Genomic DNA, 26,004 nt, shown 5'->3' on the forward strand with positions numbered 1-26,004 from the left:
GGCCGCCGATGAGCGGAGCTATCGGCGTTCGTCCGTGCCGGCCACCTTGGCGGTGCTCACGGCGATGCGGTTCCAGGTGTTGATCGCGCAGACGACCGCGAGGACGTGCCCGAGTTCGGTCTCGTCGAACTCGGCGGAGGCCCGGGCGTACACCTCGTCCGGGACTCCGCCCGCGGAGACCAGGGTGACCGCTTCGGTGAGTGCGAGTGCGGCCTGTTCCTTGGGGGTGAAGTAGTGCCCGGCCTCGCGCCAGAGCGCGACCATGTGCAGACGGAGGTCGTCCTCGCCCGCCTTCAGGGCGTCGCCGACATGCATGTGGAGGCAGTAGGCGCAGCCGTTGAGCTGGGACGAGCGGATCTGGATCAGTTCGACCAGAGCCGGATCGAGCCCCTCGCGGGCCGCGCTGTCGAAACCGATGAGCGCCTTGAACGCCTTGGGCACGGTGGCGGCGAAGTCGACTCGGGGTGCTGTGGTGTTCTGCATGGTCACTAACCTAGGGAACCCGCAGACCCCCCGAGAGGTGCATTCACGTGGCGGAATCCTGGGTCAATCTGGCCGAGCGCATCGGTGCCGACCTGCACCTCGAGCTGGCCGGAACGGGTTCGCGCCGGGCCGCCCTCGCCCGGGCTCTGCGCGAGGCGATCCAGGAGGGGCGGCTGGCCGCCGGCGTACGGCTGCCGCCCTACCGGTCGCTCGCGGCCGACCTCGGCATCTCACGGAACACCGCCGCCGACGCCTACGCGGAACTGGTCGCCGAGGGCTGGCTGACCGCCCGGCAGGGTTCCGGCACCCGGGTCGCGGAGCGCGCCGCACCCGCCAGGGCCGTACGCGTGCCGAAGAAGCCGCCCACGGGGCCGGCCGCGCCCGTACACGATTTGACGCAGGGTCAGCCGGACGCCTCGTCGTTCCCGCGGAACGCCTGGTCGACCTCGACCCGCCGGGCGCTCACCGCCGCCCCGAACGACGCCTTCGGGCCGGGTGACCCGCAGGGCCGGATCGAGCTGCGCACCGCGCTCGCGAACTACCTCGCCCGGGTACGCGGCGTACGGACCGGCCCCGAGAGGATCGTGATCTGTTCAGGCTTCTCCGACGCGCTGAGGCTGCTATTCGGCGGCGGAGGCGTGCTGCGCGGAACGCTCGCCGTCGAGGCGTACGGACTGCCGTTCCACCGCGCCCTGCTGACGGCCGACGGGGTTCGGACGGTACCGCTCGGCCTGGACGAGTTCGGCACGAGAACGGAGGACCTCGACGGGCGCCGGGGCGTGCGGTCGGTACTGCTCACTCCGGCCCACCAGTTTCCCGTCGGCGGGCCACTCGACCCCGCGCGGCGCAACGCGGCGGTCGACTGGGCGCGCGCCCGGAGCGGTGTGGTGATCGAGGACGACTACGACGGCGAGTTCCGGTACGACCGCGAACCGGTCGGCGCCGTCCAGGCCCTGGACCCCGACCACGTCCTGTACGTCGGGTCGGCCAGCAAGAGTGTGTCGCCCGCCCTGAGGCTGGGCTGGATGGTGCTGCCGGAGCATCTGGTCGGTCCGGTCCTCGCGGCGAAGGGGAGGCGGGAGCGCTGGACCGGCGTGGTGGAGCAGCTCACCTTCGCGGACCTGATCACCTCCGGTGCCTACGACCGTCACGTCCGGCAGATGCGCCAGCGCTACCGAGAGCGCCGGAACCGGCTGGTCGCGGCCCTCGCCGAGCACGCGCCGCACATCGAAGTCACCGGAGTCGCGGCCGGGTTGCACGCCGTGCTGCGGCTGCCCCCGGGAACCGAGGCCGCCGCCGTGAACGCCGCCACCTGGCTCGGCCTCGCACTCGACGGCCTCTCCGGCTTCCGGCACCCCGCGACCGGGACCGCGCTCTTCGACGGGCTCGTCGTGGGTTACGCGACCCCGCCCGACCACGCGTACGCCGCCGCCCTGGACGCGCTCTGCAGGATCCTGCCGCCCCCACCGTGACCCACGGCCGGTGCGTTCAGCGCCGGGCGAGCTCCGCCTGCCAGACGGGGCTCTCGAAGTAGTGGTTGTCGAACTGCTCGGAGCTGTCGCGGATGTCCTGGACCGTGGCCTCGCCACGGTAGACGCGCTCCAGGAGCCGGTAGTAGTCGAACCGGTCCATCCCCGGAGTGAAGACGACGAGCATCTCGGCCGCACTGCCCGGAGCCGGCGCGAAGGCATGCGGCACCGTCGGAGGGACGGTCAGGAAGTCACCCGCGCCGAGCGTGAGGACCGTGTCGTCGAGCAGGATCCGCATGGACCCGTCGAGGACGTAGAACATCTCGGTGGCCCGGGTGTGGAAGTGAGCCGGGGCGCCCGGCGAGCCCTTCTGCAGCGTCGCGCGATTGGCGGTCAGCGCACCGCCGGTGGCGTTCGCGTCGGCGAGCAGCGTGATCAGGCTGGTCGCACCGTCCTGCAGGCTCTCGGCCTCGTCGGCGCGGACGAGGACGGGCTTCGGGGCGCTGGTGAACGTCATGGTCACTCCTGGATCTCCGTGGTTCCGCCGCCCGGTGCTCCCGGCGACACCACTGAATCTAGTCTCCGGAAAGACCCATGGCTGGGTGCATTGAGGCCATGGAATCTTGGGTCAATTCGAGCGGCGGGACGGTCTGGACGCTCCGTGATTCGTCTGGCCAACGGGCCAGTTGGCCGTTCTTCGTGGCTTCTGCCAGTGCGGGCCGGATGCCATGTGTGGAGAGACTGCCGATGTCGTCCGGGGCTCCGGGCGACTCACGGGAGGAGTGTGCGATGAGCACGCAGGAGATGTACGACGAGATCGGTGAGGCCTTCGAGGGGTTCAAGGCTCTGCCGCTCGCCCGGTACGTGGAGGCGCCCAGCTTCCTCGGCATGGTCGGGGATGTCGCAGGCCGGAGGGTCATCGATCTGGCGTGTGGTACCGGCTTCTACACGCGTGAGCTGAAGCGGCGCGGTGCGGCGGACGTGTTCGGCATCGACGTGTCCGGTGAGATGATCCGCGCCGCCGAAGGCATCGAGCAGGCGGCCCCGCTGGGGGTGCGCTACGAGGTCGGTGACGTGGCCGATCTGACGCCGGCGCGGGAGCCGTTCGACGTGGCGACCGCGGTGATGTTCCTCAACTACGCGCAGACCGTCGCCGAGTTCGAGCATCTGTGCCGCAAGGTGCACGGGAGCCTGAGGAGCGGGGGCGAATTCCTCATGCTCCACCAGACACCGGACTACGACTTCTCCGGGCCGTCGCCGCGTGAGTACGGATTCCTCACCGAGCTGACGGGCGAGGAGGGCGGCACCGGCCCGCGCGTCCGGATCACCGCGTTGCTGGAGGAGGCGCCGATCACGTTCACCGCCGGCCTGGCGCGGCGCGAGGTGTTCGAGACGTGTCTGGCGAAGGCCGGGTTCGGCGAGATCGAGTGGGTGCCGACGGAGGTGTCGCCCGCCGGCGTGGCCGCGTACGGTGACGCGTTCTGGGCGGACTACCGCGCCAATCCGACGTTCGAGATGCTCCGCTGCCGCGCCTGAGGCCCTAGATCGCGCCGGGAGCGTCCGCGTCCGCGTCGGTGGAAGCGGGGTCGGGGATCGACGTGGCCCACTCGGCCATCGTTTCGAGCACGGGGCGCAGCCCTTCACCGAGGGGCGTGAGGCGGTACTCGACGCGCGGGGGGATCTCGGGGAAGGCGGTCCGGGTGACGAGGCCGTAGGTCTCGAACTGGCGCAGGCGGCTGGTGAGGGTGTGCGGGCTGATGCGGGGGAGCGCCTGGCGCAGCTCGGTGAAGCGGTGCGGGCCGTGGAGCAGCTCGCGGACGATGAGGGTCGCCCACGGTCCTTCGAGGAGGGCGAGGAACCGGGCGACACCGCATTCGGGGAGGGGTGTGATGGTCACGATGCCACGGTAGCCCATTAGTGCAGTTGAAGTAACCGGTGCAGTGTGTGCACTAATGGATTCATGAGCTACGTGATCCACGGCGCCACCGGCGCCCAAGGTGCCCCCGTCGTCGCTGTCCTCGCCGCCTCCGGCGCGTCCGTGACCGCCCTCACCCGCAACGCCGACGCCGTCGTGGCGGGCGCGCGGGTGAGGGCGGTCGGCCTCGACTCCGTCGAAGGGCTGACCGAGGCCTACCGCGGGGCCGACGGCGTCTTCGTCCACCTCCCGCTCGGTGGGGAGGAGGACCGGCTGGCGTACGCACGCAATGTCGTCGAGGCCCTGACCGCAGCCCGACCGGCGCGAGTCGTGTTCTCCACGAGCGGCGGTACGCCCGTCGAGCTGGCCGACGGCGCGGTCGTGACGGTCATCGACGGCCTGAAGGCCGCCGGCCTCTCCCACGCGGTGATCGCGCCGCGGCTGTTCCTGGAGAACCTGCTCCTGCCGCCGGTCGTCACCGGTGCCCGCGAGCAGGGCGTACTCCGCTACCCGCTCCGCGGCGACTACGCCGTCTCGTGGGCTTCGCACCTGGACGTCGCCGATGCGGCGGTGGCCCTGTTCGGGCGCCCCGAAGTCACCGGCCTGGTCGAGATCGGCCACGATCCTGGAACCACCGGTCCCGAACTCGCCGAGGCCTTCGGGACCCACCTGGGACGCGACGTCACCTACGAGGCCCTCAAGCCCGCGGCGTTCGCGGAATCCCTCGCGCCCCTGCTGGGCAGCGGCGCGGCGGCCGGCGTGGCGGGTCTGTACGACTTCCTGGCCACGCTCCCGGACAACGCCATCGCGTCCCACCGCTCCGCCCGGCACCTGCTCGGCCTGGCCCCCCGCACCACGCTCCAGTGGCTGGCGGACGCCGGACCGGCCCCCTCCGGGGGAGGGGGCCGGTTCTAGGGGGCCTACAGGTAGTCGGTGTCGGGGTCGAGTCCGACCAGGACCCGGCCGTGGGCTTCCAGGCTGCCCAGGGGCGTCATCAGGCCGTGCAGGTACAGGCCTTCGATGTCGCGGTGGACCCGCTGGAAGGGCACGGCGCGCTGGATGATCGAGGCGCCGCTCACGTCGTGGAGGACGCCGACGGCCTCCTTGGCCAGCTGGACCGCGTACCCCATCTGTCCGCGGATGGCCACCCGCTGCTCCATCGGCAGTTGCTCGCCGGCATCGGCCGCTTCCTGCATGCGGCGCAGCCAGCCGGCCGCGAGGGCCTCGGCGGCGGTGATCTTGTTCGCCGCCGTGGCGACCTGGATCTGGGTGTAGGGGTGCTCACGCTGCTCGGCCCAGTGGGTGTAGGCGATGCCCCGTCCGGGGAGCCGCTCCAGGAAGAGTTCCAGTGCGGCGCGCGCGAGTCCGATGTAGACGGGTACGGACAGTCCCATCACCAGGGCTGTGAGGCCGTAGTTCCGGCCGGTCGCGCCGGTGTTGCTCCGGCCTTCGACGAGACCTTCGAGGGCCTCGACGGCCCCGGCGACACGGTGCGCGGGGACGAACACGTCCTTCAGACGCGTGGTCGAGCTGCCCGTGCCCGATGCGGACGAGACGTGCCAGTCGTCGAGGATCTCCACCTCCGACGCGGGCACGATGGCGAAGATCTCCTCGTCCTCCTGGCCGGGCCGCTCGACCATGGCGGCGTGGACGTTCCAGTGAGAACCGCGGATGCCCGTGTTGAAGCGCCAGCTGCCGTTGAGGATGTACCCGCCCTCGGTCTCCACCGCCGTCCCGGTCGGGGTGAAGCCGCCGGAGATGCGGACGGCGCCGTCGGCGAAGATCTCTTCCTGGGCCTTGTCGGAGTACTGCGTGGCGATCCATGCGCTGGAGATCCAGGAGCACAGGATCCAGCCGGTGGAGCCGCAGCCGCGACCGACCTCCTCGATGATCCGCGCCTGGTCCGCGACCGGCAGGTCGAGCCCGCCGAATCGCCTCGGGACGGCGATCCTGAAGACGTCGGCCTTCTCGAGAAGCTCGATGTTCTCGTCCGGGATCCAGCGGTTCTCTTCGGCCTTGATGCCGTTCTCACGGAGCCGGGGGACGATTTCTCGCACTGCGTCCAGTATCGAATCCGATTCAATTGCAGGCGTGGTCATCCTGACTCCTCAACTCTCATGGGCGCCGGTGTGCGAAATGCTTGCGGGACACGCTTTCGGCGCGGCCCTTCTCCGATTATGGGAGTGCTGGGTTCATGCCGAGTAATGTCGGGGTAATCGCCTTGTCCGCCAGAGACGATGAGCATTCCGTTACCGAAGGATGTGGCCTCCGCCCGGCGGGTGGCCCGCAAGGTCCCACCGCTCACCGCTCACCGTTTCAGGGCCGGCACCGAGTTCCGCCACGCGAAATGGGCGGTTGTCCCCAGCTCCCGCTGTTCGGGAACGTGAGGGCAACCGCCCGGACGGGCAGGCCGGTCAGACGCCGCGCCGGTACTGCGCCGTGAGCCCTTCGAGAACGGACACCGTCTCGTGCGGGCCGGGTGTGGCGAGCAGATCCCGATAGATGTCCGCGGCGCCCTGGCGGAACGACGGCTCGGTCAGGACGCGGTCGATCAGCTTCTGCATGTCGGCCGCGGAATGCGCTTCACGCCTGATCACCAGGCCCGCCCCGGACTCGGTCACGAACCGGGCGCTGAGCGGGCCTTCCATGCCCTGGTAGTTGTCCATGGCGACGATCTGGGGGATGTTCGCCGCGGCGGCGGCACACATGGTGCCGTAGCCGCCGTGGTGAATCAGTGCCGAGCAGGTCGGGAGAAGCTGGGCCAGCGGCACGTAGTCGACGGTGCGCACATTGTCGGGAACGTGATCGATCCCTTCCAGCTGCGCCTGGTTCAGGGTCGCGACCACGTCGACGTCCAGTTCGCCCAGCGCCTTCAGCAGATTGGCGATGAGCTGCTCGCTGTCCTTGGAGAAGACCCGGATGGAGGCGCCCAGGGAGAGCGCCACCCGGGGGCGTTCCGGCTTCGCGTACAGCCATGGGGGCAGGACGTCCGCTCCCGAGTACGGCACCCAGCGCATCGGCACCGTCCGCAGCGCGGAGGGGAGCCGGGCAGCGGTCGGCATGGGGTCGACGGTCCACTGGCCGTTGAGGAGTTCGTCGTCGACCTCGAACCCGTACCGCTCCGCCATCGGCCGCAACGAGGCGATCTGCGGCTCCTCGTCCGTCAGCGGCGGCCCGGGCTGCCCGGCGCGCTCGGTGTAGAGGTCCCTGGCCCACGTGAAGTGGTCCAGGCCCCACAGGAACCGGGCGTGGGCCGCGCCGGAGGCACGGGCCGCCACGGGTGACGACGGCATCGTGGGGTCCCACAGCACCAGGTCGGGCTGCCAGCTCCGGCAGAACCGGACCAGCTCGTCCAGCAGCGGCTGAGGATCCTGGGCGGTGACGTCCACGGGGCTGAAGTCGCGGATCGCGGGCAGCATGTAGTCCCGGTGGAACCGCCAGGCGTGCTCATCGGCGGGGTCGATGGCCAGCGCTCGTGTGATGCGGTCCAGGACGCGCGTCGTCTCCTCCGTCGGGGGCTTGCCCGCGCCGAGCGGCGGGGGAAGGGTCGACTCGTCGCCCAGTGAGACCGCGGTCAAGCCGACCGAGTTGACGGCCGGCGCGACGGCCGGATGAGAGGCCACGCACACCTCGTGCCCCGCGGCCTGCAGGGCCCAGGCCAGGGGCACGATCGGGTAGACGTGGGCCGTCGCCGGCCAGATGGTGAACAGGACACGCATGGGGGTCTTCTCCCTGGGGTGCGTTGACGGGGCTCCACCGCCGCACGGGGACCCGGCGGAGCGGGGCCGCTCCGTGGGCCGGTGCGCGGCGTCGTCATCCGGATGTGAGGGTGATCGCCTCAGTGGGGCAGCACGCGACGAGGTCCTCCACCGCGGCGATGTCGTCGGTGTCGTCGAGCTCGGTCGCCAGGGCGACGGCGTGGCCCTCGTCGGCGAGCCGGAAGAGTTTCGGATACGTGATGGCACACAGCCCGCCGCCACCGCAGACGGTGCGATCGATCGTCAGCTTCGCGGTCACGGCGTTCACCCCCCGGCCCGGTGGGACCTGCTCGCGCCCAGATCGACGGGGAGCGAGACGAGGCCGCGCAGCAGCCAGTTCTCCGCATAGGTGACCTGGTCGCGCGGGACGGCCAGCGACAGGTCCGGGAAGCGCTCGAAGATCGCGGGAATGGCGATCTGGGCCTCCATCCGGGCGAGGGCGGCCCCGAGGCAGTTGTGCAGTCCGTGCCCGAGACCGAGGTGGCGCGGCCCGCTGCGGGTGAGGTCGAGGCGATCGGGATCGGTGAACCGGTCGGGGTCACGGTTGGCCGACTGCAGCGCGGCGACGACCGGGGCGCCGGCGGGCAGCTTCGTACCGCGGAAGTCCATGTCCTCCTTGGCGAACCGGAAGACGCCCACGCACAGGGCCCCCTCGTAGCGGAGGAACTCCTCGACGGCCGTCGCCTGGATCTCGGGCCACTTCGGCAGCAGGCGCCGCTGGTCGGGGTGGTCGAACAGGGCGAGGATCGAGGAGCCGATCAGGTTCCGCGTGGTGTCGAGACCGGCCATGATCATGAGGGCGAGCATGGCGACGAGCTCGTCCTCGTTGAACCGCTCGTCCCCGTCGCGCGCCTCGATGAAGCTCGACATCAGGTCGTCCCCGAGCATCGAGCGCTTCTCGATGATCAGGGTGCGGCCGTAGTCGGCGATCTCCTCGAACGCGCGCTGCGCGCTGTCCTTGTTGTCGTCCGGGTGGAACGCGCGCTCGATCGCGTCGAGCATCTCGTTGTACTGGCTGAGCGGAATGCCGAGAATCTCTCCCATGACGGCCGCGGGAATCGCACTCGCGTACGCGACGGCGTCAGGGCTCTCCTGCTTCTCGAGCCGGTCGAGTTCCGCCTGGACGACGCGTTCGGTGGGCTCGCGCCACTGTGCGGTCCGGCGTGGGGTGAACGATCCCATGGCCAGTTTGCGGATGCGGGTGTGGTCCGGCGGGTCGAGCACGGTCATGATGCGTGAGACGACCGTGTCGGCGCCGAGGATCATGCCGGACTCTTTGAACTCGGAACTTCCGTGGACGGGCGCGAAGTTGCTGAAGCGCGGATCGGCGAGCACGGCCTGTACGTCGTCGAAACGCGACACGATCCAGGTGCGTATGTCGCCGACGGGAAACCGGAACTCGTGAATGGGCGAGTTCTCGCGCAGCCACGCGAAAGCCTTGTACTGGTTCTGGTAATACTCCGGCGTAAAGAGCGATGGCATCGAAGAAGTCATGGATAGATCTCCTGATTCCGGACGTTCGTCTGCATGGAACGTACCCAGCGGTCTCAAGTGCGCAGTAACGGCCCGATCACTGGCTTCTCCGCGCCGAAAGCGCCCCTGCGCCGCGCGGCCGGCGGGCCGTACAGGCACCAGCGGGAGCCCGCGACGCCGGCACGGCCCGGAAGAGGCCCGCCTAGCGGGTCACCGAAAGGGAAGCCTGCGCCGCGGCCTCGATGCCCCGCTCGATGGCGCCCTCGACGAACCCGGACCACCCGGTGGCGATGTCGCTGGTGGCGAACGAGATCCGTCCGTGGGGCTGCTGGACGGCACGCAGCAGCTTGGTCATCTGCCCCTGCTGCATCCAGGACCACGCGCCCTGGGAGAACTGCTCCTGGCCCCACCGGGCCGCCTTGACCGCCGTGACGCGGGCTTCCGGCACGAGGGACTGCACGGCGGCCTGCACCTGGGTCACGTTGCCGGTGTCCAATGTCGCGTCGGCGCTGAAACCGGCCATGAGAAGGCCGTTGGCGGTCTGCGCCCAGGGAACCGCGGTCAGCAGCGGGTGGCCCTCGGGCGGCTGGGCGACGAACCGGCCCACGTCGCCCTGGACGTTCATCATGAACTTCTGGCCCGAGATGACGGACATCGTCTCCTGGGTGGCGGTGGTGTGCGCGGCCGGCAGCGAGGGCGTGAACTGGATCGACTTCCACACGTTCACCGGAACGGCGACGACCACGGCCGCCGCCGAGTAGGACTGGCCCGCACGGGTCGTGACGGTGACCTTGGACCCGTTGTCGCAGACGGACCGGACGGGGGAGGCGAGCTTCAGCTGCGCGCCGGAGCTGTCCAGCATCCGCTTGAGGAGCGGGGTCATGCCGCCTTCGGGGCGGTAGGTGTTCAGACCGAGGTAGCCCATGTAGCTGTAGCCGCACAGGGCGTGGGTCTGGCACAGGTCGGCCAGGCCGCCGCGGGCCGCCCCGCCCTCGACCGCCGTGACCGGAGTGATCCAGTCCTCCTCCTCGGCCGTCAGGCGCATCTGCTGAAGCCGGTCCCGGAGGGTGAGCTTGTCGAGTTCCGCGACCAGGTCGGCGCGGAGGAAGGGCTGTTCGGGCTGCGGGAAGGCGTCCTTGGAGCCCGCGACAAGACGCTCGAAGAGCTCGCCCTGGCGCCCGAAGGCCTCCTCCGGCGTGAACGCCCTGAACTGGCCGGAATTGCGGAAGATGACCTTCTCCGGAGCGGGATCCTCCAGGATCCGGACCCCGTGGCGCTTGATCTCGGCCTGGATCAGCGGCTGCTTGGCATCGACCCAGGTGCCGCCCATCTCCACCATCTGCCCCTGGAACGTGGTGGTCCAGGTGCGCCCGCCGATACGGTCACGCGCTTCGAGCAGCAGAGTCTTCCTGCCCGCGGCCTGCAGCTCGCGCGCCGCGGTGACACCGGCGAAGCCCGCGCCGATGACGATCACGTCGAACGTGGCGTCCGCCTTCGTGCCGGCAGCGGCCCGCGCCGTGGAGGCAGCCGCGGTCGCCGTGCCTATTCCGGCCAGCCCGGCGACTTTGAGCAGTGTCCTGCGGCGCGGTGTGTAGGCGTGGCCCGGGCGGGGAATGGTGTTCTCCGGTTGCATGGCGCTCCTTGCGCTGGGTGATCCTCTGCTGGCCTGAATTCAGCCAGATGAGCGACCAGCGCCCGTCCATCGCTTCCCCATGCCCTGGTAACGGGGCGGTAATCGGCTGTCTCCCGGAGAGGCGCGGGCATTCACGTCGCACGGCACCTGGGACGCCCGCACCACCACCACGCCACGCGCATGCTTTCCGGTGCTTTCCGATTCTTTCCGGATGCACGACGAGGGGCCGTCGGCGAACCGACGGCCCCTCGAAGAGACGTGTGTGCTCAGACGATCACGCCTTGGGGTTCTTGATCCCCTCGATCAGCCGGGCGAGGCTGTCGTCACCGTGACCCGCCTCGACCTGTCGGTCGATCAGTTCGGCGATGGGCTTCATGACATCGGTGCCGATGCCCTGGTCCTCGCTGATGTGGATGATGTGGTCCAGGCCGCCCTTGTTGAACGCCAGGCTCTGCACGTCGGTGGTGTAGTCGCCCTTGTCGATGAACTCCGCCTGGCCGGGCAGGAACGTGGTCATCGCCTTCAGCCACGGCACGGCCAGCGCGGTGAACTCCTCGGCCGTCACGCCCTGCGTGCCCACCAGCGCCGCACCGTGGAAGAACCCGGCGAACATCGAGTACATCGACGCCAGCAGGCCCGTCTCCAGGAGCGACGCACGGGCGGCGACGTCACCGAGGTACGTCGAGGTGCCCAGCAGCGCCAGCGCCGCCTTGTGCTTTTCGAACACGGTGGACGAACCGGCGTACAGCAGCGACGCCTCTTCGGGGTTCCCGATCAGGTCCGGGGTGGCCATGATGGCGCCGCCGAGGAACGCGATGTTCTCCTGGGCCGCCCACGCGGAGGTCTCGTTGGCCTCCGTGGGGGAGAGGCTGGTCAGCACGAGCAGGCCTCGGCCTGCCAGCAGGCCGGCCACCGGGTTCAGGATCTCCTGGGCCGCGTCCCGGTCCAGAACGCAGACGACGACGAGTTCGCCCGCTTCGACCGCCTCGGCGGGGGTCGTGGCGAGGGTCGCGCCCTTGGAGACGAGGGCGTCGGCCTTGGAGGCCGTCCGGTTCCAGACGGTCGTGGGGTGGCCGCCCGCGAGGAATGCCCCGGCGATCGCCTGCCCCATCGAGCCGAGGCCGATGACAGTGACAGGTGTGGCCTCAGCGGGCTGGGGGGCGTACTCGTTCATGTTCGTGGTCTCCATCTTCCGCATGGGTTCGTTCTTCGGCCAACCGGGACGTCAGCCGCACGTGGGGGGTCGGATCGACTGCCGCACCCAGGGGCTGGAACGATCCTTCCGCCGATCTGACGGGTTGCCAAGTGCGCACTAATTTGTAAGCACTTACCTGGAGGTAAGGGAGGGGCGCACTCCGGCCACCGTGGGCACGGTGACCGTCCGCCGCGTGATCGAGCAGGTCAGGACGGCTTCCTGAACTGCTCGATCATCGCTGCGTAACTGTCCTTGCCGTGGCCCGCCGCGATCGCGCGATCCGTCAACCGCGCGACGAATTCCGGCAGTTCGACGGGGACACCGGTGGCCTTGCTCTCGTGGATCAGGTGGACCATGGTGGCCCAGTGCGTGTTGATCGTGGCGTCGTGCGCGGGGTACGCGCCCTCGTCGATCTGCTCCGCGTAGGCGGACACGAAGTTCGTCACCGCGCCGATCCACTGGTTGGCCAGCGGCGAGAACGTCGTCGCCTTCACCCCTGCCGTCTCCAGTAGCGCGACCCCGTGCAGGAAGCTGTTCAGGACACCCCACATGATGCTGAGCAGGGCCACGTCGTAGAGCGACGCCAGTCCGTGGTCGGCGCCGAGGTGGGTGGCCGCGCCCAGTCGCGCGAGCGTGGCCTCATGGGCGCCGAACACGTCCTCGGGGCCGCCGTAGAGCAGGACCGCGTGCTCCGTGCCGATGACGGGCGGGATGGCCATGATCGCGCCGTCGAGGTACGAGATGCCCAGGCCGGCGGCCCATTCGGCCGTCTGCCTGCCTCCTTCGGAGTGCCCCGAGGTGAGGTTCACCAGGGTCTTGCCCCTCAGGGCCGAGGCGACGGGCTCCAGGACCTCGCGCACGGCGTCGTAGTCGGTGAGGCAGACGATCACCAGCGGGGCCGCGGCGATCGCCTCGGCGACCGAGGGGGCGAGCGTGGCGCCCTGGGCGACGAGGCCGTCCGCCTTCTGGGGGGACCGGTTCCACACGGTCGTGGCGTGCCCGGCGCCGAGGAACGCGCCGGCCAGTGCCTGGCCCATGAGCCCGAGGCCGATGACCGTGACCGGGGTGTTGTTGTCCATGGCCATCACACCGTCCCGCCTTCAGGGCAATGCGATACCGAATGACTCTGGAAATCGGCGGTGTCTGCATGGAGACGCATAGAAGAGAGGCACCATTTTCTGTAATTCGAAGGGCGCTGGCACGCGACGCTCCCCATCGGTGAGCAACCAGAAGTTATCGGCCCACCGGAATCCGCCTCTCATCGAACGGTAACCAACGAGTCATCACCCGGGGCCACTTCGTCGCGTGCGCCCACGGCAGACGAGGGCCGTAGTGTTCATCGGGCATGGGGAACGGGGGAGCGGATCGCCGAGGGGGCTGTCGTGGACTGGTCGACAGGGCTGCTCGGTTTCACCGCCGGACTGTCGATCGCCGTGGCCACGGCGCCCGTGGGCGTTTCCGGGGCGGTTTTTCTGCTGCCCGTCCAGGTCAGCGTCCTGGGCGTGCCGAGCCCCGCGGTGACACCGACGAACCTGCTCTACAACGTCGTGGCCGGCCCCGGCGCTCTCTTCCGCCACTGGCGGGCCGGTCGGCTCGGAGGGCCGCTGACGCGGCTGTTGATCGCCGGCACCCTGCCCGGGGTCGTCCTCGGCGCGCTCATCCGTGTCTTCGCCGTACCCGGGCCGCGCGTCTTCCGCCTGCTCGTCGCCGCGCTCCTCCTGCCGCTCGGGTTGTGGCTGTGGCTGCGGACCGTGCGTCCGGCGCCGGCCCGAGACCCGCTCCTGCCCTCGCCACGCACCACGAGGATGCTGGCCTTGGTCGTCGGCGTGGTCGGCGGCATCTACGGGATCGGAGGCGGCTCACTCCTCGGCCCGATCCTCGTCGGTCGCGGAACTCCGGTCGCCACCGTCGCACCCGCGGCTCTGGCCGCCACCTTCGTGACCTCCATCGTCGGGGCGGCCACCTATGCTGCGCTCTCCCTGGCCGCCACGGGTGACGTCGCTCCCGACTGGCTCCTGGGCCTGTCGTGCGGGGCCGGCGGACTCCTCGGCGGATACCTCGGCGCACACCTTCAGCCCCGATTGCCGGAAACCGCCCTGCGCCTCCTGCTTGCCGCCCTTGCGGCCGGCGTCGGCGCGCTCTACGCGGCGCAGGTGCTGGGCTGACCGATCGCGCGGCGATCAAGACACCTGGGGTGCTGTCGCACGTCGTCAGGTCGAGGGCCCTACCGGATCCGGTGCTCGGTGCAGGTCAAGCATCATGTCAGCGTGAGCACTCCAGCAGCCTTTCTCCGAACCGGCGTCGAGGATACAACCTACCGGCGCCCCTCCGGTGTCCCCCTGGGGACGACGTGCGCGTTGAGGTCGGACCACACGGTCGAGCCCCGAGAGACCCGCGAGATGAACCGTGGTGGATTCGGCAAGGCGCTGTCACCGAACTGTGAAGCACGCGCGCGAAGCTGAAGTCCACCAGAGCACCGTTTCGCGCCATCATCGGGGGAGCACTCCATGAGAACGTTCAGCAGAGCCGTCGCCGTCGTCGCCGTCGTCGCTGTATCCACGCTGACCCTGACCGCCTGCGGTCCCGACGAGGACGGCGCCGCGGGTGGGGCCGACGTGCCGACGGCGACTCCCGCCTCTCCGTCGACGCCCGCAGAGTCGTCCGCCCCCGCCAAGCCGTCCGCCCCCGCCAAGCCGTCCGCGCCCGCCAAGCCGTCGGCATCCGCCAAGCCGTCTGCGCCCTCCAAGCCGGTGTCGCCGTCGGCCGACCCGGACTTCGACGTCTTTCCCTGCAGCACGTTCGACGTGACGTTCACCGCGAGCCTGGCAGAGCCCACGACCAGCAGCTACCTGCTGAAAGTCACCAACAAGTCCGGCAAGCCGTGCCGGGTGCTCGGCCACCCCGTCGTGACCTTCGGCGACCTGGACGGGCAGGCGACCGAGCGCGGTACGGCCCCCGGCATCGAGGAGGCCATCCGGCTCGCACCGGGCCAGACCGCCTACGCCGGCCTCATGGGCGGCCTGAAGGGCGCCGGGAGCAAGACGGTCTCCTCGATCGCGATGACCATGAACACCGAGTCCGACCTGAAGCAGGTCCCGCTCAAGGCCTCGACACCCGGGTTCAACGTCTCCGACGACAACTCGGTCACCGCGTGGATGGACAACGCCGAGGATGCGCTGAGCCTGTAGCCGGTCTCCTTCTCGGGTTTCCGTCTCGGGCGCCTCCGCCGCACGGCGGAGGCGAGTCCGGGGACGGGGAGCCGTCGGAGTGCCGGCCGTCGTCGGCCCGCACGTCTCATGCCGTGCCGACGCCGTTCCGCGCGGAGGACAGCCGAGCCTCCGCGCTGTCCAGGAGCGTCTCCAGGACGACCGGATAGGCGCTGCGATTCATCCGGGCTGCCAGCAGGTGTGCGGTGGCGGCGATGTGCGGATGCGTCTCGGCGGGCAGCCGGGCGTACGTGGAGGACCACATGTCCTCGTCCGCCTCCCGGACCTCGTCCTTGATCGCCAGCGCGCCCGCGTCCAGGGAGGCGAAGGCCAGGGCCAGGTCGATGAAGGCGTGGTACGCACCGACGGCGTCCGCCTCGCCGAAGCCCGCGCCGCGCAGGATCCCGAGGATCGTCTCGTCCACCTCGATCTCCCGGGGGCGGCCGGTGACGCGGCTGGCGGTCAGCAGGGCTGCCTGGGGGTGGGCGAGGTACGAGGCGTGAATGGCCAGGCCCAGAGCACGCAGGTCGGTACGCCAGCTCCCCGTGGCCGTCCAGCTGTCCAGGGCGCGCCCCATCAGCTCCTCGCCGATGGCCCGGGTCAGACCGTCCAGGCCGGCGAAGTACCGGTACAGGGTGCTCGGGTCGGCCCCGAGAGCGGCGCCGAGCCGACGGGCGGTCAGTCCGGCGCTCCCGTGCTCGCGCAGCATCCGCAGCGCCGTCTGCACGATCAGCTTCTCCGACAGCACGGAGCCCTGGCGAGTCGGCCGCCGCCTGCGCCGTTCCGCCTCAGGAACCACCTTCTTCGGCATCGCTACACCGCCCCATCGGTCCTTATGCCAACGCTGTAGACCTTAACCGCCGGGACCGTGTTGCATCGAGGTGTGCCCAGGCGTTCGCCGGGACCGTCGAGCGAAAGTGGTGTGTGACATGCGAGTCCTTCTCGTGGGTGCGGGCGGCGTCGGAACCGCCGTCACCCGTATCGCGGCCCGTCGTGACTTTCTGACCCACATGGTCGTGGCCGACTACGATCCGGCCCGCGCCGCGGCTGCCGTGGCCGCGCTCGACGACCGGGAGGGCCGGTTCAGCGCGCACCGCCTGGACGCCTCCGACGAGGCGGCGGTCCGTCGCCTCGTCGTCGAGGAGAACTGCGACGTGCTGCTGAACGCGACCGACCCCAGGTTCGTGATGCCGCTGTTCAATGCGGCGCTCGCCGCCGGCGTGCACTACGTCGACATGGCGATGTCGCTGTCCGTTCCGCACCCCACCGCTCCCTACGAACAGTGCGGGGTCAAGCTGGGAGACGAGCAGTTCGCCCTGGCCGAGGCCTGGGAGAACGCCGACCGCCTCGCCCTGGTCGGCATGGGCGTGGAGCCTGGCCTCTCGGACGTGTTCGCCCGGTACGCCGCCGACGAGCTCTTCGACGAGATCGAGGAGATCGGCGTCCGTGACGGCGCGAACCTCACCGTGGAGGGCTACGACTTCGCACCGTCCTTCAGCATCTGGACCACCATCGAGGAGTGCCTCAACCCGCCCGTCGTCTACGAGAAGGGCCGCGGCTGGTTCACCACCGCGCCCTTCAGCGAGCCGGAGGTCTTCGACTTCCCGGAGGGCATCGGCCCCGTGGAGTGCGTCAACGTCGAGCACGAGGAGGTCCTCCTCATGCCCCGCTGGGTGGACGCACGCCGGGTGACGTTCAAGTACGGCCTCGGCGACGACTTCATCGCCAAGCTGAAGACCCTGCACGACCTGGGGCTCGACTCCACGGCCAAGGTCACCGTCCCCGGCGCGGACGGGCCGGTCCAGATCTCCCCGCGCGACGTGGTCGCCGCCTGCCTGCCCGACCCCGCCACGCTCGGTGACCGCATGAGGGGCAAGACCTGCGCGGGCACCTGGGTGAAGGGAACCAAGGACGGCACGGTGCGGGAGGTGTACCTGTACCACGTGGTCGACAACGAGTGGACGATGCGCGAGTACGGCTCCCAGGCGGTGGTCTGGCAGACCGCGCTCAACTTGGTGATCGCCCTGGAGCTGATCGCGGACGGAACGTGGAAGGGGAGCGGCGTCCTCGGCCCCGAGGCGCTTCCGCCCCGTCCGTTCCTCGACCTGCTCGGCGCGTACGGATCTCCGTGGGGGCTGCGCGAAGAGCGCTGACCCGCCTGTTCCCGCAGCGACCCGGGCGTCAGGGCTGCCGGTCCAGGACCGGACCGGCAGCGAAGCCCGTCACACGTCGCCCAGGAACCCGGGATCGGCCGGCCCCATCTGCCGGGCGAAGTCCGCCGCGACTCCCAGCACCTCGCGCATCGGCACGGGCTGCCGACGCGTGGCGGCGAGATCGGCGTGAGCTTCCTCGGACCACAGGAACGGATACACGGAAAGACCCTGCCCGAAAGCCAGGGCCGCGGCCTCCTCACGCCAGCCGGGCCAGCGCATTCCGTCGTAGAACACCTCCAGCCTGCCCGAGAGCAGCCAGGAGACCCACCCGGAGTGGCCCATCTCCATGGCCTCCCACTCCAGAGTGTCGGGAGCGAAGTAGGTCATCTGCCCCGGTGCCCCGGGGCGGCCCGCTGCCGCGGGATCGCCACCGTTCAACGCGAAGACCCCTCCGACGATGTCGTGGCCGACGACGAGACCTGTCGCCGGATGCCAGCCAGGGTCGAACTCCGTGGGGAAACGGTTGACCTGCGCCAGACTCGGGAGCCGCCCCTCCGAGGCCGAGGCCGGGACCGAGATCGAACCCCCTCCGAAGACGCGCAGCCACCCGTTGTCCACGAGCACCCCGCCGGTTCCCCACGCCAGTGCACCCAGCACCGATCGCGCGCTGACCTGCATCTGCAGAAGGCATCGGCGGCCCTCGTCGATGTCTCCGGGCAGCACCTGAACCGGCACGGAGCTCGCCCCGAACATCCCCTGGAGCTCCGGCCACGCCGGCTCGTCCACATCGACCAGCTCATCGATCCCTCGCATCCGACGATGGTCGCACCTGGGGGTATCGCCTCCTCATGCGGGTGGACCGCGCCCACTCGGAGGCCGGGGCGATGGATCGGTGAGCGACGGGGAGGTCAGCCGTCCGACGGTGGCGACGGGGAGACACCTGTGCGGATCTCGTCCAACGAGTCCTGCAGCAGGACCTTGGCGCGGGTGAACCAGTCCGTCAGTACGGCGACCTCGTCAGGGGTGTAATCCGCGAAGAGCAGGCCGAGGCGCTCGTAGAAGGGTCCGTACGCCTGGAGGATGCGCTCCAGCGCGGACTCCTCCATGACCAGCCGGACCTTCCGGCGGTCCTGCGGGTCCGCCTGGCGGCGGATGTACCGCGCCTTCTCGAGGCGGTTGAGGACGCCGGTCACCGCACCGGTGGTCAGCCGGGCCCGGTCGGCGAGATCGCCGGCCACCAGGGACTCGCCTGCCGTAGCGGCTTCGACGAGGAAGCCGAGACAGGTCAGATCTGTGACGTTGAGGCCGAGGAGCCGCGCGATGTCCTGCTGCCCGAACTGCGCGGTCGCGATCATCCGGTCCATCGCGTACAGCGCCTGCTCCGCTGTCGCCGCCGGACGTGCCTTGCCCTGCACCACATATCCCCTTAGCATCTAAGTAAATTATCTCGCGAGGTAAGACATATATGGCGAGCCATGCGGACCACGGCTCGCCACCCGAGCATCCCATTTCCCGAGGAGGCGCCCGTGAGCGCGCACGGAGACCACGACCTGGGCCACACGGTCGCCGGCTGGACAGGCACCGGCATCGCCACAGTCGGTTGTACGGGGATGGGTGTGGCGTTCGCCGTCCACTCGACCGCCGGGCTGCTGCTGGGCGGCGCCGTCGTGGTCCTCGCCGCGCTGACCACCTGGTGCCTTCATCTGGCGGGATGGGGCAAACCCACCGGACCGCGGCCGGCCGGTCAACAGCACTGGCGCGTCCGTGACACGACGGCCCGCCGGGGCCATCCCGACTGCCTCGGCTGCCGCTTGGCGGGACGCAACCCCGCCGAGGTCCCGGCGGTCGCGGTCGAGCCCGCACTCGCGGGGCGGACGACGTAGCGAGGTTCTGTCCTTGTGCGGCTGACCCTCCATCGCCAATTCTCCGGCGAGCAGCACGGTGCGTCAGCGATCCCGAACCCGACTGACCGGAAGGGAGTGCATCCGGGGGTCGCCCGTACGCGGGGCACCGACGAGCCCACTCTCCAGCCGGGACAGAGTGCTCTCCGGCACGCCCGTCGTCGCCGCGAGATCGGCGAGGGTGATGCCGCGGGCGCGGCGCAGCGTACGAAGGCGCGGCCCCACCGCGCCGAGCACGCCGTCGTCCGTCGCGTGATCCATCAGGCCATCTTGCAGTGACCGCAAGATTCCGTGAGACGGTGACGGGCCTGCCGCCCGGTGACGCGTCGGACCTCGGCTGCGGCACCCCCGTCGGCCTGGATCGGGCAGCCGTCCTCCGCTCCGCCCCGCTCGCACTGCGCCCGGGCCGGCGGCTACTGGTCGTCGACCACGGCTCGGTCCCGCCCTGGTCGTGGGACCGGGGTTCCGACGTTCGCCGTCCGACCGCGCGCGAAGCCGCGGCGGGTATCGGACTGGCCCCTCGGACGTGGACGGTCGAGCGTGCCGACGCGCCCCGGCGGATCGCGGCCGGCCCGGACGGACGCACCGCCGAGGTCACCGGCCACGTCCTCCTCGTCCGCCGCACCGACGGACAGCGTGGCCGGCGTCCTCGCCCGCTGCCGAGACGCGTCGTTCGGCCGTCAGGCCGAGGCCACGACCTCGCCGGCCGTGATCTGGGGAGGGTTGGGGAGCAGCGAGGCGAGGTTCTCCGCCACGAAGTCGGCGGCCCTCGCGATCGATTCCTCCGCGCCGGACCGGTCCTGGAAGACGCTCGTCGAGACCATCACCCCGTCCCCGGCGTCGACCCAGTAATAGGCCACGAAGCCGGAGACCTGGCGCATGAGCGGCACGAAACCCTCGTTCACGAGGCGTCCCGCCTCTGCCGCATCGGTCACCCCTTCGTACCTCCGGACGGCTGCGTACATCGCCAAAGCTCCTCAATGCAGGGTTCGTCTGGTGCTGAGGAGTCGTACCCTGCGACAACCGCCCGGACCATGAAGCATCCGACAATCACCTGAAGAGCCGACGGCCAACCGGTCGTTGCCGCCCGCCCCGCGCCACGAGCACTGTCAGACCTCGCTCCTACGATCACCGCATGCCTGATGCCTTCACCGTCCTGTGGACCCATGACACCTGCCGTGCCCTGCGCAAGGCCGGCCGCGTGGGCGAGCGTCCGCCCGTCGCCTACTCAGGTGTCCACCAGTCACTGCCGACCTGGTCGGGTGCCCGTGCCGGTGACGAGGTGTACGCACTGCACGTCAACCGGTGCGAGGTGTTCGTCGTGTCCCGCATGCGAGTCCTGGACATGGAACACGGCGCCTGCTGCGGGACGCCCGCGGTGACATGGCAGGACCCGCGCTTTCCCGGACACGACGACTGGTCGATGCTCGGCGCCGGCGGCTGCGGCGCCACCGCGGTCCACGTGGACGCGACTCCCGTACGCTTCGACACCCCTGTTCCCGGCGAACTGCTCCCGACCCTCACCTGGCGCAACGCCCGAGGCAGGACCCGTCACCTCAAGTACGTCGTGGACGGCCGCCTCGAACGCTCGGTCAGCCTCCAGGGCTTCTACCGCCTGACCCCCGAGTCCGCCCACGCACTGGCAGAGCTCGCACCCCGTACCCCGTGAACGGCAGACCTCCTGCCCGCCGGCGTGAACGTACGGCGACCGGCATCGCGCGGTGAAGGAACCGGCCAGCGTGTCCAGGTCCGCCTTGAGGCCTCCGGGCCCGGCGGACCACCAGGGCGTTTCGGGGCCGCTCGGCCAGCCGGGTGGGCTCGGCTCGACGGGCTTGCGCAATGCGGCCGGAGGGGCGGCCGGGGCGTAACCGTGTCTCCAGCCCTTCGTACACGAACGCCAAGGAGTACACAGTGGGTGACATCGACGCGGTGGTCACGGGAGCCGGAGGATTCATCGGCGGGCATCTGACCCGAGCGCTGCTCGCCGAAGGGCGCAGCGTGCGGGCCGTCGACCGCAAACCGCTCCCCGAGTGGTATCAGGTGCACGACGGTGCGGAGAACGTGGAGGGGGACGTCTCCCGGCTCGACACCTGCACGGGTGTGCTCGCGGGCGGCGCCCGCGAGGTCTACCACCTGGCCGCCGACATGGGCGGCATGGGCTTCATCGAGAGCAACAAGGCCGCCTGCATGCTCTCCGTTCTCTCCAGCACCCACATGCTCCTGGCCGCCAGGGAAGCGGGCGCCGACCGCTACTTCTACGCGTCGTCCGCGTGCGTGTACGCCGCTGACAAGCAGACCGACGTCGACGTGCTCCCCCTGCGCGAGGAGGACGCCTACCCCGCCATGCCCGAGGACGGCTACGGCTGGGAGAAGCTGTTCAGCGAGCGCATGGCGCGGCACTTCCGCGAGGACTACGCACTGGCCACGCGCACCGCTCGCTACCACAACGTCTACGGCCCCAACGGCACGTGGACGGGCGGCCGCGAGAAGGCGCCGGCGGCCGCCTGCCGCAAGGTCGCCCTCGCCCGGCTCACCGGAGAGGCCGAGATCGAGATCTGGGGTGACGGCGAGCAGACGCGCAGCTTCACCTACATCGACGACTGCGTCGAGGGCACGCTGCGGCTCACCCGCAGCGAGTGCACCGATCCCCTCAACATCGGTTCGGACCGTCTGGTGTCCATCAACCAGCTGTACGCGATCGTCGAGGACATCGCCGGCGTCAGGCTGCGGCACCGCCACGTCCCCGGTCCGCTCGGGGTGCGCGGTCGCAACAGTGACAACACCCGGATCGGCAAGGAACTCGGCTGGGCCCCGGAGTCGTCTCTCGTCCAGGGGCTGGAGACCACCTACCGCTGGGTGTACGACCAGGTGAAGGCGCAGCTCGAAGGGCGGCCCCACCAGTGCTGACGAGCGCGCCGGGCGACCCGGTGAGGGTCGACGTGCTGGGCGTGGGGGTGAGCGCGGTGAACCCGGAATCGGCAGTCGCCCGGATCTCACGCTGGATCGAGACCGGAGAGCGGTCCTATGTCTGCGTGACGGGCGTCCACGGTGTCATGGAATCGCAGCGGGACCCCGCTCTGCGCCGCATCCACAACGCCTCGGGACTCACCGTCCCCGACGGTATGCCGATGGTCTGGGCCGGTCACCGCGCCGGTGCGCCCTGGATGCGTCAGGTACGCGGTGCTGACCTGATGCTGGCCGTTCTGGAGCGGGCCGCCGAGCGCGGCTGGTCCTCGTACCTCTACGGCGGCGCGGAGGGAGTTCCCGAACTGCTCGAAGGAGCTCTGCTCCGGCGGATTCCCGGTCTGAAGATCGCCGGATGCCACTCACCGCCCTTCAGACCGCTGACGGTCGAGGAGGACGAGGCCGTCGTGCGCCGCATCAACGACAGCGGAGCCGATCTGGTCTGGGTCGGGCTGTCCACCCCGAAGCAGGAACGGTGGATGGCCGAGCACCGCGCGAGGCTGGACGCCGCCGTACTGTGCGGAGTGGGCGCCGCTTTCGACTTCCACGCGGGCCTCGTCCCCCAGGCTCCCGAATGGACGCGGCAGCGCGGGCTGGAGTGGTCGTACAGGCTGTACAAGGAGCCCCGTCGGCTCTGGCGGCGCTACCTCCGCAACAACCCTGCCTACGTGGTGCGTACGGCCTTGCGGCCGCCGAAGCTGCTCGGACGCGGCGAGGCCTGAGGGCCGACCCTCAGAGCCTCGGGGCCCCGGGCGAGGTCCGATGCCGGCCGGCGCATCCTCTCGCGCCGTCCGGTATCGCCGCGCCTCCATGACCGAGTGCCGGACCGGGCCCCGAAAGCCGGTTCAGTACGCGCCCCTGGAGCTCAGGACCGCCGCGACCGTACGGACGAGAATGGCGAGGTCCAGGGCGATGGACTGGTGCTTGACGTAGTGCAGGTCGAGCCGGACCATCTCCTCCCAGGCGAGTTTCGACCTGCCGCTCACCTGCCACAGTCCCGTCAGCCCGGGCACCACCGAGAGACGGGTGCGGGCGTCGCCCGTGTAGCCGGAGTCCGCGAGGATCAGCGGACGCGGGCCGACGAGGGACATGTCGCCCCGCAACACGTTCACCAGCTGGGGGAGTTCGTCCAGCGAGAGCCGTCGCAGCCATTTCCCCTCAGGCGTGATCCTGGGATCGTGGCGCACCTTGAAGAGATGGCCGTCCGATTCGTTGAGTGCCGCGAGAGAGTCCCTCTCGGCGTGTGCCCCGACCCGCATGGTGCGGAATTTGAACATTTCGAAGGGGCGGCCGTTCAGTCCTACACGGACCTGCCGGTAGATCACTCCGCCGGGTGAATTGAAGACGATCACGAAGGCGATGACGCACATCATGGGGGCGGCCAGCAGGAGCAGAACAATGCTGCCGATGACATCGATGATTCGCTTGGTGGGCATGCTGCATCCGTTCGCGGAAACGTGGAAGAATTCGTCACGAATGGGTTGACCGGGCGGTAGGGCTTCTCGCGATTTCCTACCTCTGTCGCCTGCCGCGATGTCTCACGCGATCGCGATGCCGCGGCGCCCCGACGGGGCGGCAGTTCTTCAGCCGGACCGTCGACGGCGCGGCCCGAGGGCGTGCAGCCCGAGGGCTGCGCCCGCGAGGAGAGCCGCCGGGCTGCGGGGCCTGAGCCAGCTTTCGTCGTGGCGGTCCTGTGCGCCGAACGACCGGTACTTGTACGTCTCGTCGCCGCGCAGGAAGTCGAAGGTCTCCACGCCCGCCCCGGCCACCGTGGCGATGGCCTCGTACAGCAGGACGGTGCCGAGACTCATCCGCGCGTACGCCGCGTCCCAGCCGCCGTTGTAATAGGCGAACGTGTTCTGCCACAGGAACCCGTAGACGGCCCCCACGGCGATGCCGTCCCGCTCGGCGAGCAGGGCCGCGGGCCCGCGACCGGGACCCGCGCGGGCCTGCAGCCGCAGATGGAAGCCCCGCCGTCCGGGCCCGAAGGCCGTCGTGGTGCCCTTCACGTCCTGTCGCTCGCGGTGGAGCCTCATCACGGTGTCGGTCACCTCGGCGGTCATCTCCTGCGGAGGGACCCAGCGGAAGGAGACACCGGCCGCGGCGAGCTGCCTTCGGCGCCGCGCCATGAGCTGCCGGAGGCTCCGGGAACCGACGGCACTGTCCGGCCCGATCGTCAGGCGCGGGCACGTCATGGTGGTGATCCGACGGGTGCCGGGCGGCAGCAGCCCGGGGTCGGCCTGCGGATCCGTCGCGGGGAACCAGCAACTGCCGTGTCCGATACGCGCTTTGAGAAAGGCCCGGACGTCGTCACGGCGGTGCGGCAGTGCGGGCAGCAGTCCGTGGTCCGCCGCGTCGGCGCCGGCTCCGAGCAGGGTCCAACAGGTCACCGGGAAGGGGAGCCGGCGGTGCAGCCGCTCGCGGACGCGTACCAGGGGGACGACCGCTTCCACGCGCCCGCCGGGCCCGGTCCACACGGCCACCTCGGCGGAGGCGGCCGGATCCATGGCCTGCCACGAGCCCAGCACCCAGTCCGGGGTGATGAAGTACGAGGAGCCGGGGACACCGCTGACCAGCTCGCGCCACGCGTCTTCCAGCGGCGCCAGGCTGCACGGGGTGCGGTGCACGTGGAAGCCGGCGGTGGCGGGCGCCCGGGGGGTCGCTGTGCGGATCATCTGTGTCTGTCCTCGAGGAGCTGGACGAGACCGTCGGCGAAACGCCGGCTCATCTCCTCGACGGTGTACCGGCCGGCGTCCTTCCGGCATTCCTCGCGCAGAGCGCCGAGCCGTCCGGATCCGGTGAGGAGCGCCGTCACGGCGTCGGCGTACTGCTCCGGGTCGTCCGGTGCGACGACGGCGTTGCGGCCGTGTTCGAGGTATTCGAACTCCGGGGCGTGCCAGGGCCACGGGGTCGTGACGATGGGCGTCTGCAGGACGAACGAGTCGACCGCGCACAGCCCCACCAGGCCCGGCATCAGCATGACGTCGGACACCGCGCCCAGCAGCGCCTTGCGGTCACCGAACGCCTGGCCGACCGGCACCACCACGGGCCGCCGTGCCGCCGCCGCGTCGACGATGTGCCGCTCCTGCCCGGTACCGGCCACCAGGAGCCGGAAGCCGGGCAGACGGTCGGCGATCCTCTCGGCCGCCTCGACGAGGAACGGGATGCGCTTGCCCGAGCTGAGCGCTCCGACGAACAGGCCGGTGCGGCCCGCCGTGAGGCCGTACGTCCGGCGCACCTCGGCGCTCTGCTGCTCGGTCACACGGCGGTACGCGTCGCCGAGCGCCTTGGTGTCGACCGCGTTCTGTACGACCGTCACCCGCTGGCGCGGGAACCGGTGCTCGGTGACGGCTCGCGCCCCACCGGCGGTGTAGGAGAAGAACCAGCGGGCACGTCGGGTGAGGGAGTACTTGAGCGACTGCTCCAGCCCGGACTGCGGCCGGGTGTACGTACGGCCGTGGTCCCACATCGCGACCGCCGGCCCGCGGCCCGTCAACTGCCGGAGCAGCAGGGGATACAGCTCCATGTTCCGAAGCGCCTGGTCGACCACCACGACGTCTGCCGACCGGGCGAGCCCGCCCAGATGCTTGTGCACGAGCGGCCGGCCGGCCACCCATGCGGTCCGCTGCTTCAGCCGCACCGCGCCTTCCATGTGGATCACGTCTCGACGTGCTTCCTGATCTCCGCTGTACGGCGCACCGTGCGCGATCAGGAGACGGACGCCACGGGCCTCCAGATCCTCTTCGAGGCGCCGATAGAAGGAGCGCCGGAACTCGGAGAGGAAGGGAACCAGGAGCACCACTCGTGGGCGGTCCGTGGGGTGGCGTGTCGATCGGGACTTTCTTTCCATGCTG

Annotated in this window: 27 protein-coding genes and 2 pseudogenes; 11 read left to right on the top strand and 18 right to left on the bottom strand. The window is 70.2% G+C overall.

The genetic code is table 11. From position 1 onward, the window contains the following. Positions 1-18: 18 nt before the first annotated feature. The gene (locus ACFVGW_RS08705; RefSeq protein WP_385851361.1) at positions 19-483 is read right to left on the bottom strand and encodes a carboxymuconolactone decarboxylase family protein; all 465 of its coding nucleotides are present in this window, start codon (positions 481-483) and stop codon (positions 19-21) included. 47 nt (positions 484-530) lie between these two features. Here ACFVGW_RS08705 and ACFVGW_RS08710 point away from each other — a divergent pair, with 47 nt between their 5' ends. Continuing rightward, a complete protein-coding gene (locus ACFVGW_RS08710; RefSeq protein WP_385851362.1) occupies positions 531-1,955 on the top strand; it encodes a PLP-dependent aminotransferase family protein in 1,425 nt (474 codons plus the stop codon). 16 nt (positions 1,956-1,971) lie between these two features. Here ACFVGW_RS08710 and ACFVGW_RS08715 read toward each other — a convergent pair whose 3' ends face one another. Further along, positions 1,972-2,469 carry a cupin domain-containing protein gene (locus ACFVGW_RS08715; protein ID WP_383289467.1) on the bottom strand — a complete coding sequence of 166 codons (498 nt, stop codon included), beginning with the start codon at positions 2,467-2,469 and terminating at the stop codon, positions 1,972-1,974. A 272-nt stretch (positions 2,470-2,741) separates the two neighbouring features. On the opposite strand from ACFVGW_RS08715, the gene ACFVGW_RS08720 reads away from it, so the two are divergent. After that, positions 2,742-3,488: a class I SAM-dependent methyltransferase gene (locus ACFVGW_RS08720; RefSeq protein ID WP_385851363.1), complete on the top strand. Its 747-nt coding sequence runs from the start codon at positions 2,742-2,744 to the stop codon at positions 3,486-3,488. A 4-nt stretch (positions 3,489-3,492) separates the two neighbouring features. Here ACFVGW_RS08720 and ACFVGW_RS08725 read toward each other — a convergent pair whose 3' ends face one another. Further along, positions 3,493-3,849 carry a winged helix-turn-helix transcriptional regulator gene (locus ACFVGW_RS08725; RefSeq protein ID WP_385851364.1) on the bottom strand — a complete coding sequence of 119 codons (357 nt, stop codon included), beginning with the start codon at positions 3,847-3,849 and terminating at the stop codon, positions 3,493-3,495. A gap of 63 nt (positions 3,850-3,912) precedes the next feature. Here ACFVGW_RS08725 and ACFVGW_RS08730 point away from each other — a divergent pair, with 63 nt between their 5' ends. Then, on the top strand, positions 3,913-4,782 hold the full coding sequence (locus tag ACFVGW_RS08730; RefSeq protein ID WP_385851365.1) for an SDR family oxidoreductase: 870 nt from the start codon (positions 3,913-3,915) through the stop codon (positions 4,780-4,782). A gap of 5 nt (positions 4,783-4,787) precedes the next feature. Here ACFVGW_RS08730 and ACFVGW_RS08735 read toward each other — a convergent pair whose 3' ends face one another. The 7 genes from ACFVGW_RS08735 to ACFVGW_RS08765 form a co-directional block, all read right to left on the bottom strand. Then, entirely contained in the window at positions 4,788-5,966 is a 1,179-nt protein-coding gene (locus ACFVGW_RS08735; RefSeq protein ID WP_385851366.1) for an acyl-CoA dehydrogenase family protein, read from the bottom strand. 315 nt (positions 5,967-6,281) lie between these two features. Beyond that, positions 6,282-7,586, bottom strand: a complete 1,305-nt coding sequence (locus tag ACFVGW_RS08740) for a nucleotide disphospho-sugar-binding domain-containing protein (RefSeq protein WP_385851367.1) — start codon at positions 7,584-7,586, stop codon at positions 6,282-6,284. Positions 7,587-7,680: 94 nt separating this feature from the next. Continuing rightward, entirely contained in the window at positions 7,681-7,884 is a 204-nt protein-coding gene (locus ACFVGW_RS08745; protein WP_383289448.1) for a ferredoxin, read from the bottom strand. A gap of 5 nt (positions 7,885-7,889) precedes the next feature. Further along, positions 7,890-9,119: a cytochrome P450 gene (locus ACFVGW_RS08750; RefSeq protein WP_383221522.1), complete on the bottom strand. Its 1,230-nt coding sequence runs from the start codon at positions 9,117-9,119 to the stop codon at positions 7,890-7,892. Positions 9,120-9,300: 181 nt separating this feature from the next. Beyond that, positions 9,301-10,731, bottom strand: coding sequence for a flavin monoamine oxidase family protein (locus tag ACFVGW_RS08755; protein ID WP_385851368.1), 1,431 nt, complete (start codon positions 10,729-10,731; stop codon positions 9,301-9,303). Between the two features lie 274 nt (positions 10,732-11,005). After that, positions 11,006-11,929 (bottom strand): NAD(P)-dependent oxidoreductase, encoded by a 924-nt coding sequence (locus ACFVGW_RS08760; RefSeq protein WP_385851369.1) that lies wholly within the window; start codon positions 11,927-11,929, stop codon positions 11,006-11,008. A gap of 203 nt (positions 11,930-12,132) precedes the next feature. Then, positions 12,133-13,005: an NAD(P)-dependent oxidoreductase gene (locus tag ACFVGW_RS08765; protein ID WP_385851370.1), complete on the bottom strand. Its 873-nt coding sequence runs from the start codon at positions 13,003-13,005 to the stop codon at positions 12,133-12,135. 303 nt (positions 13,006-13,308) lie between these two features. On the opposite strand from ACFVGW_RS08765, the gene ACFVGW_RS08770 reads away from it, so the two are divergent. Continuing rightward, positions 13,309-14,091 (top strand): sulfite exporter TauE/SafE family protein, encoded by a 783-nt coding sequence (locus ACFVGW_RS08770; protein WP_385851371.1) that lies wholly within the window; start codon positions 13,309-13,311, stop codon positions 14,089-14,091. Between the two features lie 342 nt (positions 14,092-14,433). Continuing rightward, positions 14,434-15,114 carry a DUF4232 domain-containing protein gene (locus tag ACFVGW_RS08775; protein ID WP_385851372.1) on the top strand — a complete coding sequence of 227 codons (681 nt, stop codon included), beginning with the start codon at positions 14,434-14,436 and terminating at the stop codon, positions 15,112-15,114. A gap of 106 nt (positions 15,115-15,220) precedes the next feature. On the opposite strand, the gene ACFVGW_RS08780 is transcribed toward ACFVGW_RS08775, so the two are convergent. Beyond that, positions 15,221-15,943, bottom strand: coding sequence for a TetR/AcrR family transcriptional regulator (locus ACFVGW_RS08780; RefSeq protein ID WP_385851373.1), 723 nt, complete (start codon positions 15,941-15,943; stop codon positions 15,221-15,223). Positions 15,944-16,061: 118 nt separating this feature from the next. Here ACFVGW_RS08780 and ACFVGW_RS08785 point away from each other — a divergent pair, with 118 nt between their 5' ends. Next, positions 16,062-17,285, top strand: coding sequence for a saccharopine dehydrogenase family protein (locus ACFVGW_RS08785; protein WP_385851374.1), 1,224 nt, complete (start codon positions 16,062-16,064; stop codon positions 17,283-17,285). A 69-nt stretch (positions 17,286-17,354) separates the two neighbouring features. Here ACFVGW_RS08785 and ACFVGW_RS08790 read toward each other — a convergent pair whose 3' ends face one another. Next, a complete protein-coding gene (locus tag ACFVGW_RS08790) occupies positions 17,355-18,098 on the bottom strand; it encodes a DUF2625 domain-containing protein (protein WP_385851375.1) in 744 nt (247 codons plus the stop codon). A gap of 95 nt (positions 18,099-18,193) precedes the next feature. After that, entirely contained in the window at positions 18,194-18,718 is a 525-nt protein-coding gene (locus tag ACFVGW_RS08795; protein WP_385851376.1) for a MarR family transcriptional regulator, read from the bottom strand. Between the two features lie 93 nt (positions 18,719-18,811). On the opposite strand from ACFVGW_RS08795, the gene ACFVGW_RS08800 reads away from it, so the two are divergent. Continuing rightward, positions 18,812-19,168: an HGxxPAAW family protein gene (locus ACFVGW_RS08800; RefSeq protein WP_385851377.1), complete on the top strand. Its 357-nt coding sequence runs from the start codon at positions 18,812-18,814 to the stop codon at positions 19,166-19,168. 78 nt (positions 19,169-19,246) lie between these two features. Here ACFVGW_RS08800 and ACFVGW_RS08805 read toward each other — a convergent pair. Further along, positions 19,247-19,447: pseudogene (locus ACFVGW_RS08805) on the bottom strand (helix-turn-helix domain-containing protein); the annotation flags it as partial. 23 nt (positions 19,448-19,470) lie between these two features. Here ACFVGW_RS08805 and ACFVGW_RS08810 point away from each other — a divergent pair. Beyond that, positions 19,471-19,812, top strand: a pseudogene (locus ACFVGW_RS08810) (SAM-dependent methyltransferase); the annotation flags it as partial. A gap of 54 nt (positions 19,813-19,866) precedes the next feature. Here ACFVGW_RS08810 and ACFVGW_RS08815 read toward each other — a convergent pair. Next, positions 19,867-20,151: a hypothetical protein gene (locus ACFVGW_RS08815; RefSeq protein ID WP_385851378.1), complete on the bottom strand. Its 285-nt coding sequence runs from the start codon at positions 20,149-20,151 to the stop codon at positions 19,867-19,869. Positions 20,152-20,321: 170 nt separating this feature from the next. On the opposite strand from ACFVGW_RS08815, the gene ACFVGW_RS08820 reads away from it, so the two are divergent. The 3 genes from ACFVGW_RS08820 (at position 20,322) to ACFVGW_RS08830 (ending at position 22,872) form a co-directional block, all read left to right on the top strand. After that, positions 20,322-20,855, top strand: a complete 534-nt coding sequence (locus ACFVGW_RS08820) for a hypothetical protein (RefSeq protein WP_383289419.1) — start codon at positions 20,322-20,324, stop codon at positions 20,853-20,855. Positions 20,856-21,097: 242 nt separating this feature from the next. Then, entirely contained in the window at positions 21,098-22,093 is a 996-nt protein-coding gene (locus ACFVGW_RS08825) for an NAD-dependent epimerase/dehydratase family protein (protein ID WP_385851379.1), read from the top strand. After that, on the top strand, positions 22,087-22,872 hold the full coding sequence (locus ACFVGW_RS08830) for a WecB/TagA/CpsF family glycosyltransferase (RefSeq protein WP_385851380.1): 786 nt from the start codon (positions 22,087-22,089) through the stop codon (positions 22,870-22,872). The genes ACFVGW_RS08825 and ACFVGW_RS08830 overlap by 7 nt, the downstream gene beginning before the upstream one ends. A 123-nt stretch (positions 22,873-22,995) precedes the next feature. On the opposite strand, the gene ACFVGW_RS08835 is transcribed toward ACFVGW_RS08830, so the two are convergent. The 3 genes from ACFVGW_RS08835 to ACFVGW_RS08845 all read right to left on the bottom strand — a co-directional run bounded on the left by ACFVGW_RS08835 (position 22,996) and on the right by ACFVGW_RS08845 (position 25,952). Continuing rightward, positions 22,996-23,586, bottom strand: a complete 591-nt coding sequence (locus ACFVGW_RS08835; RefSeq protein WP_385851381.1) for a sugar transferase — start codon at positions 23,584-23,586, stop codon at positions 22,996-22,998. Positions 23,587-23,733: 147 nt separating this feature from the next. After that, a complete protein-coding gene (locus tag ACFVGW_RS08840) occupies positions 23,734-24,825 on the bottom strand; it encodes a GNAT family N-acetyltransferase (protein WP_385851382.1) in 1,092 nt (363 codons plus the stop codon). Next, the gene (locus tag ACFVGW_RS08845; protein WP_385851383.1) at positions 24,822-25,952 is read right to left on the bottom strand and encodes a glycosyltransferase family 4 protein; all 1,131 of its coding nucleotides are present in this window, start codon (positions 25,950-25,952) and stop codon (positions 24,822-24,824) included. Before ACFVGW_RS08845 ends, ACFVGW_RS08840 begins: the two co-directional genes overlap by 4 nt. Positions 25,953-26,004: the final 52 nt, after the last annotated feature.

It is taken from the genome of Streptomyces sp. NPDC127129 (assembly GCF_042671585.1).
Lineage (GTDB): Bacteria > Actinomycetota > Actinomycetes > Streptomycetales > Streptomycetaceae > Streptomyces.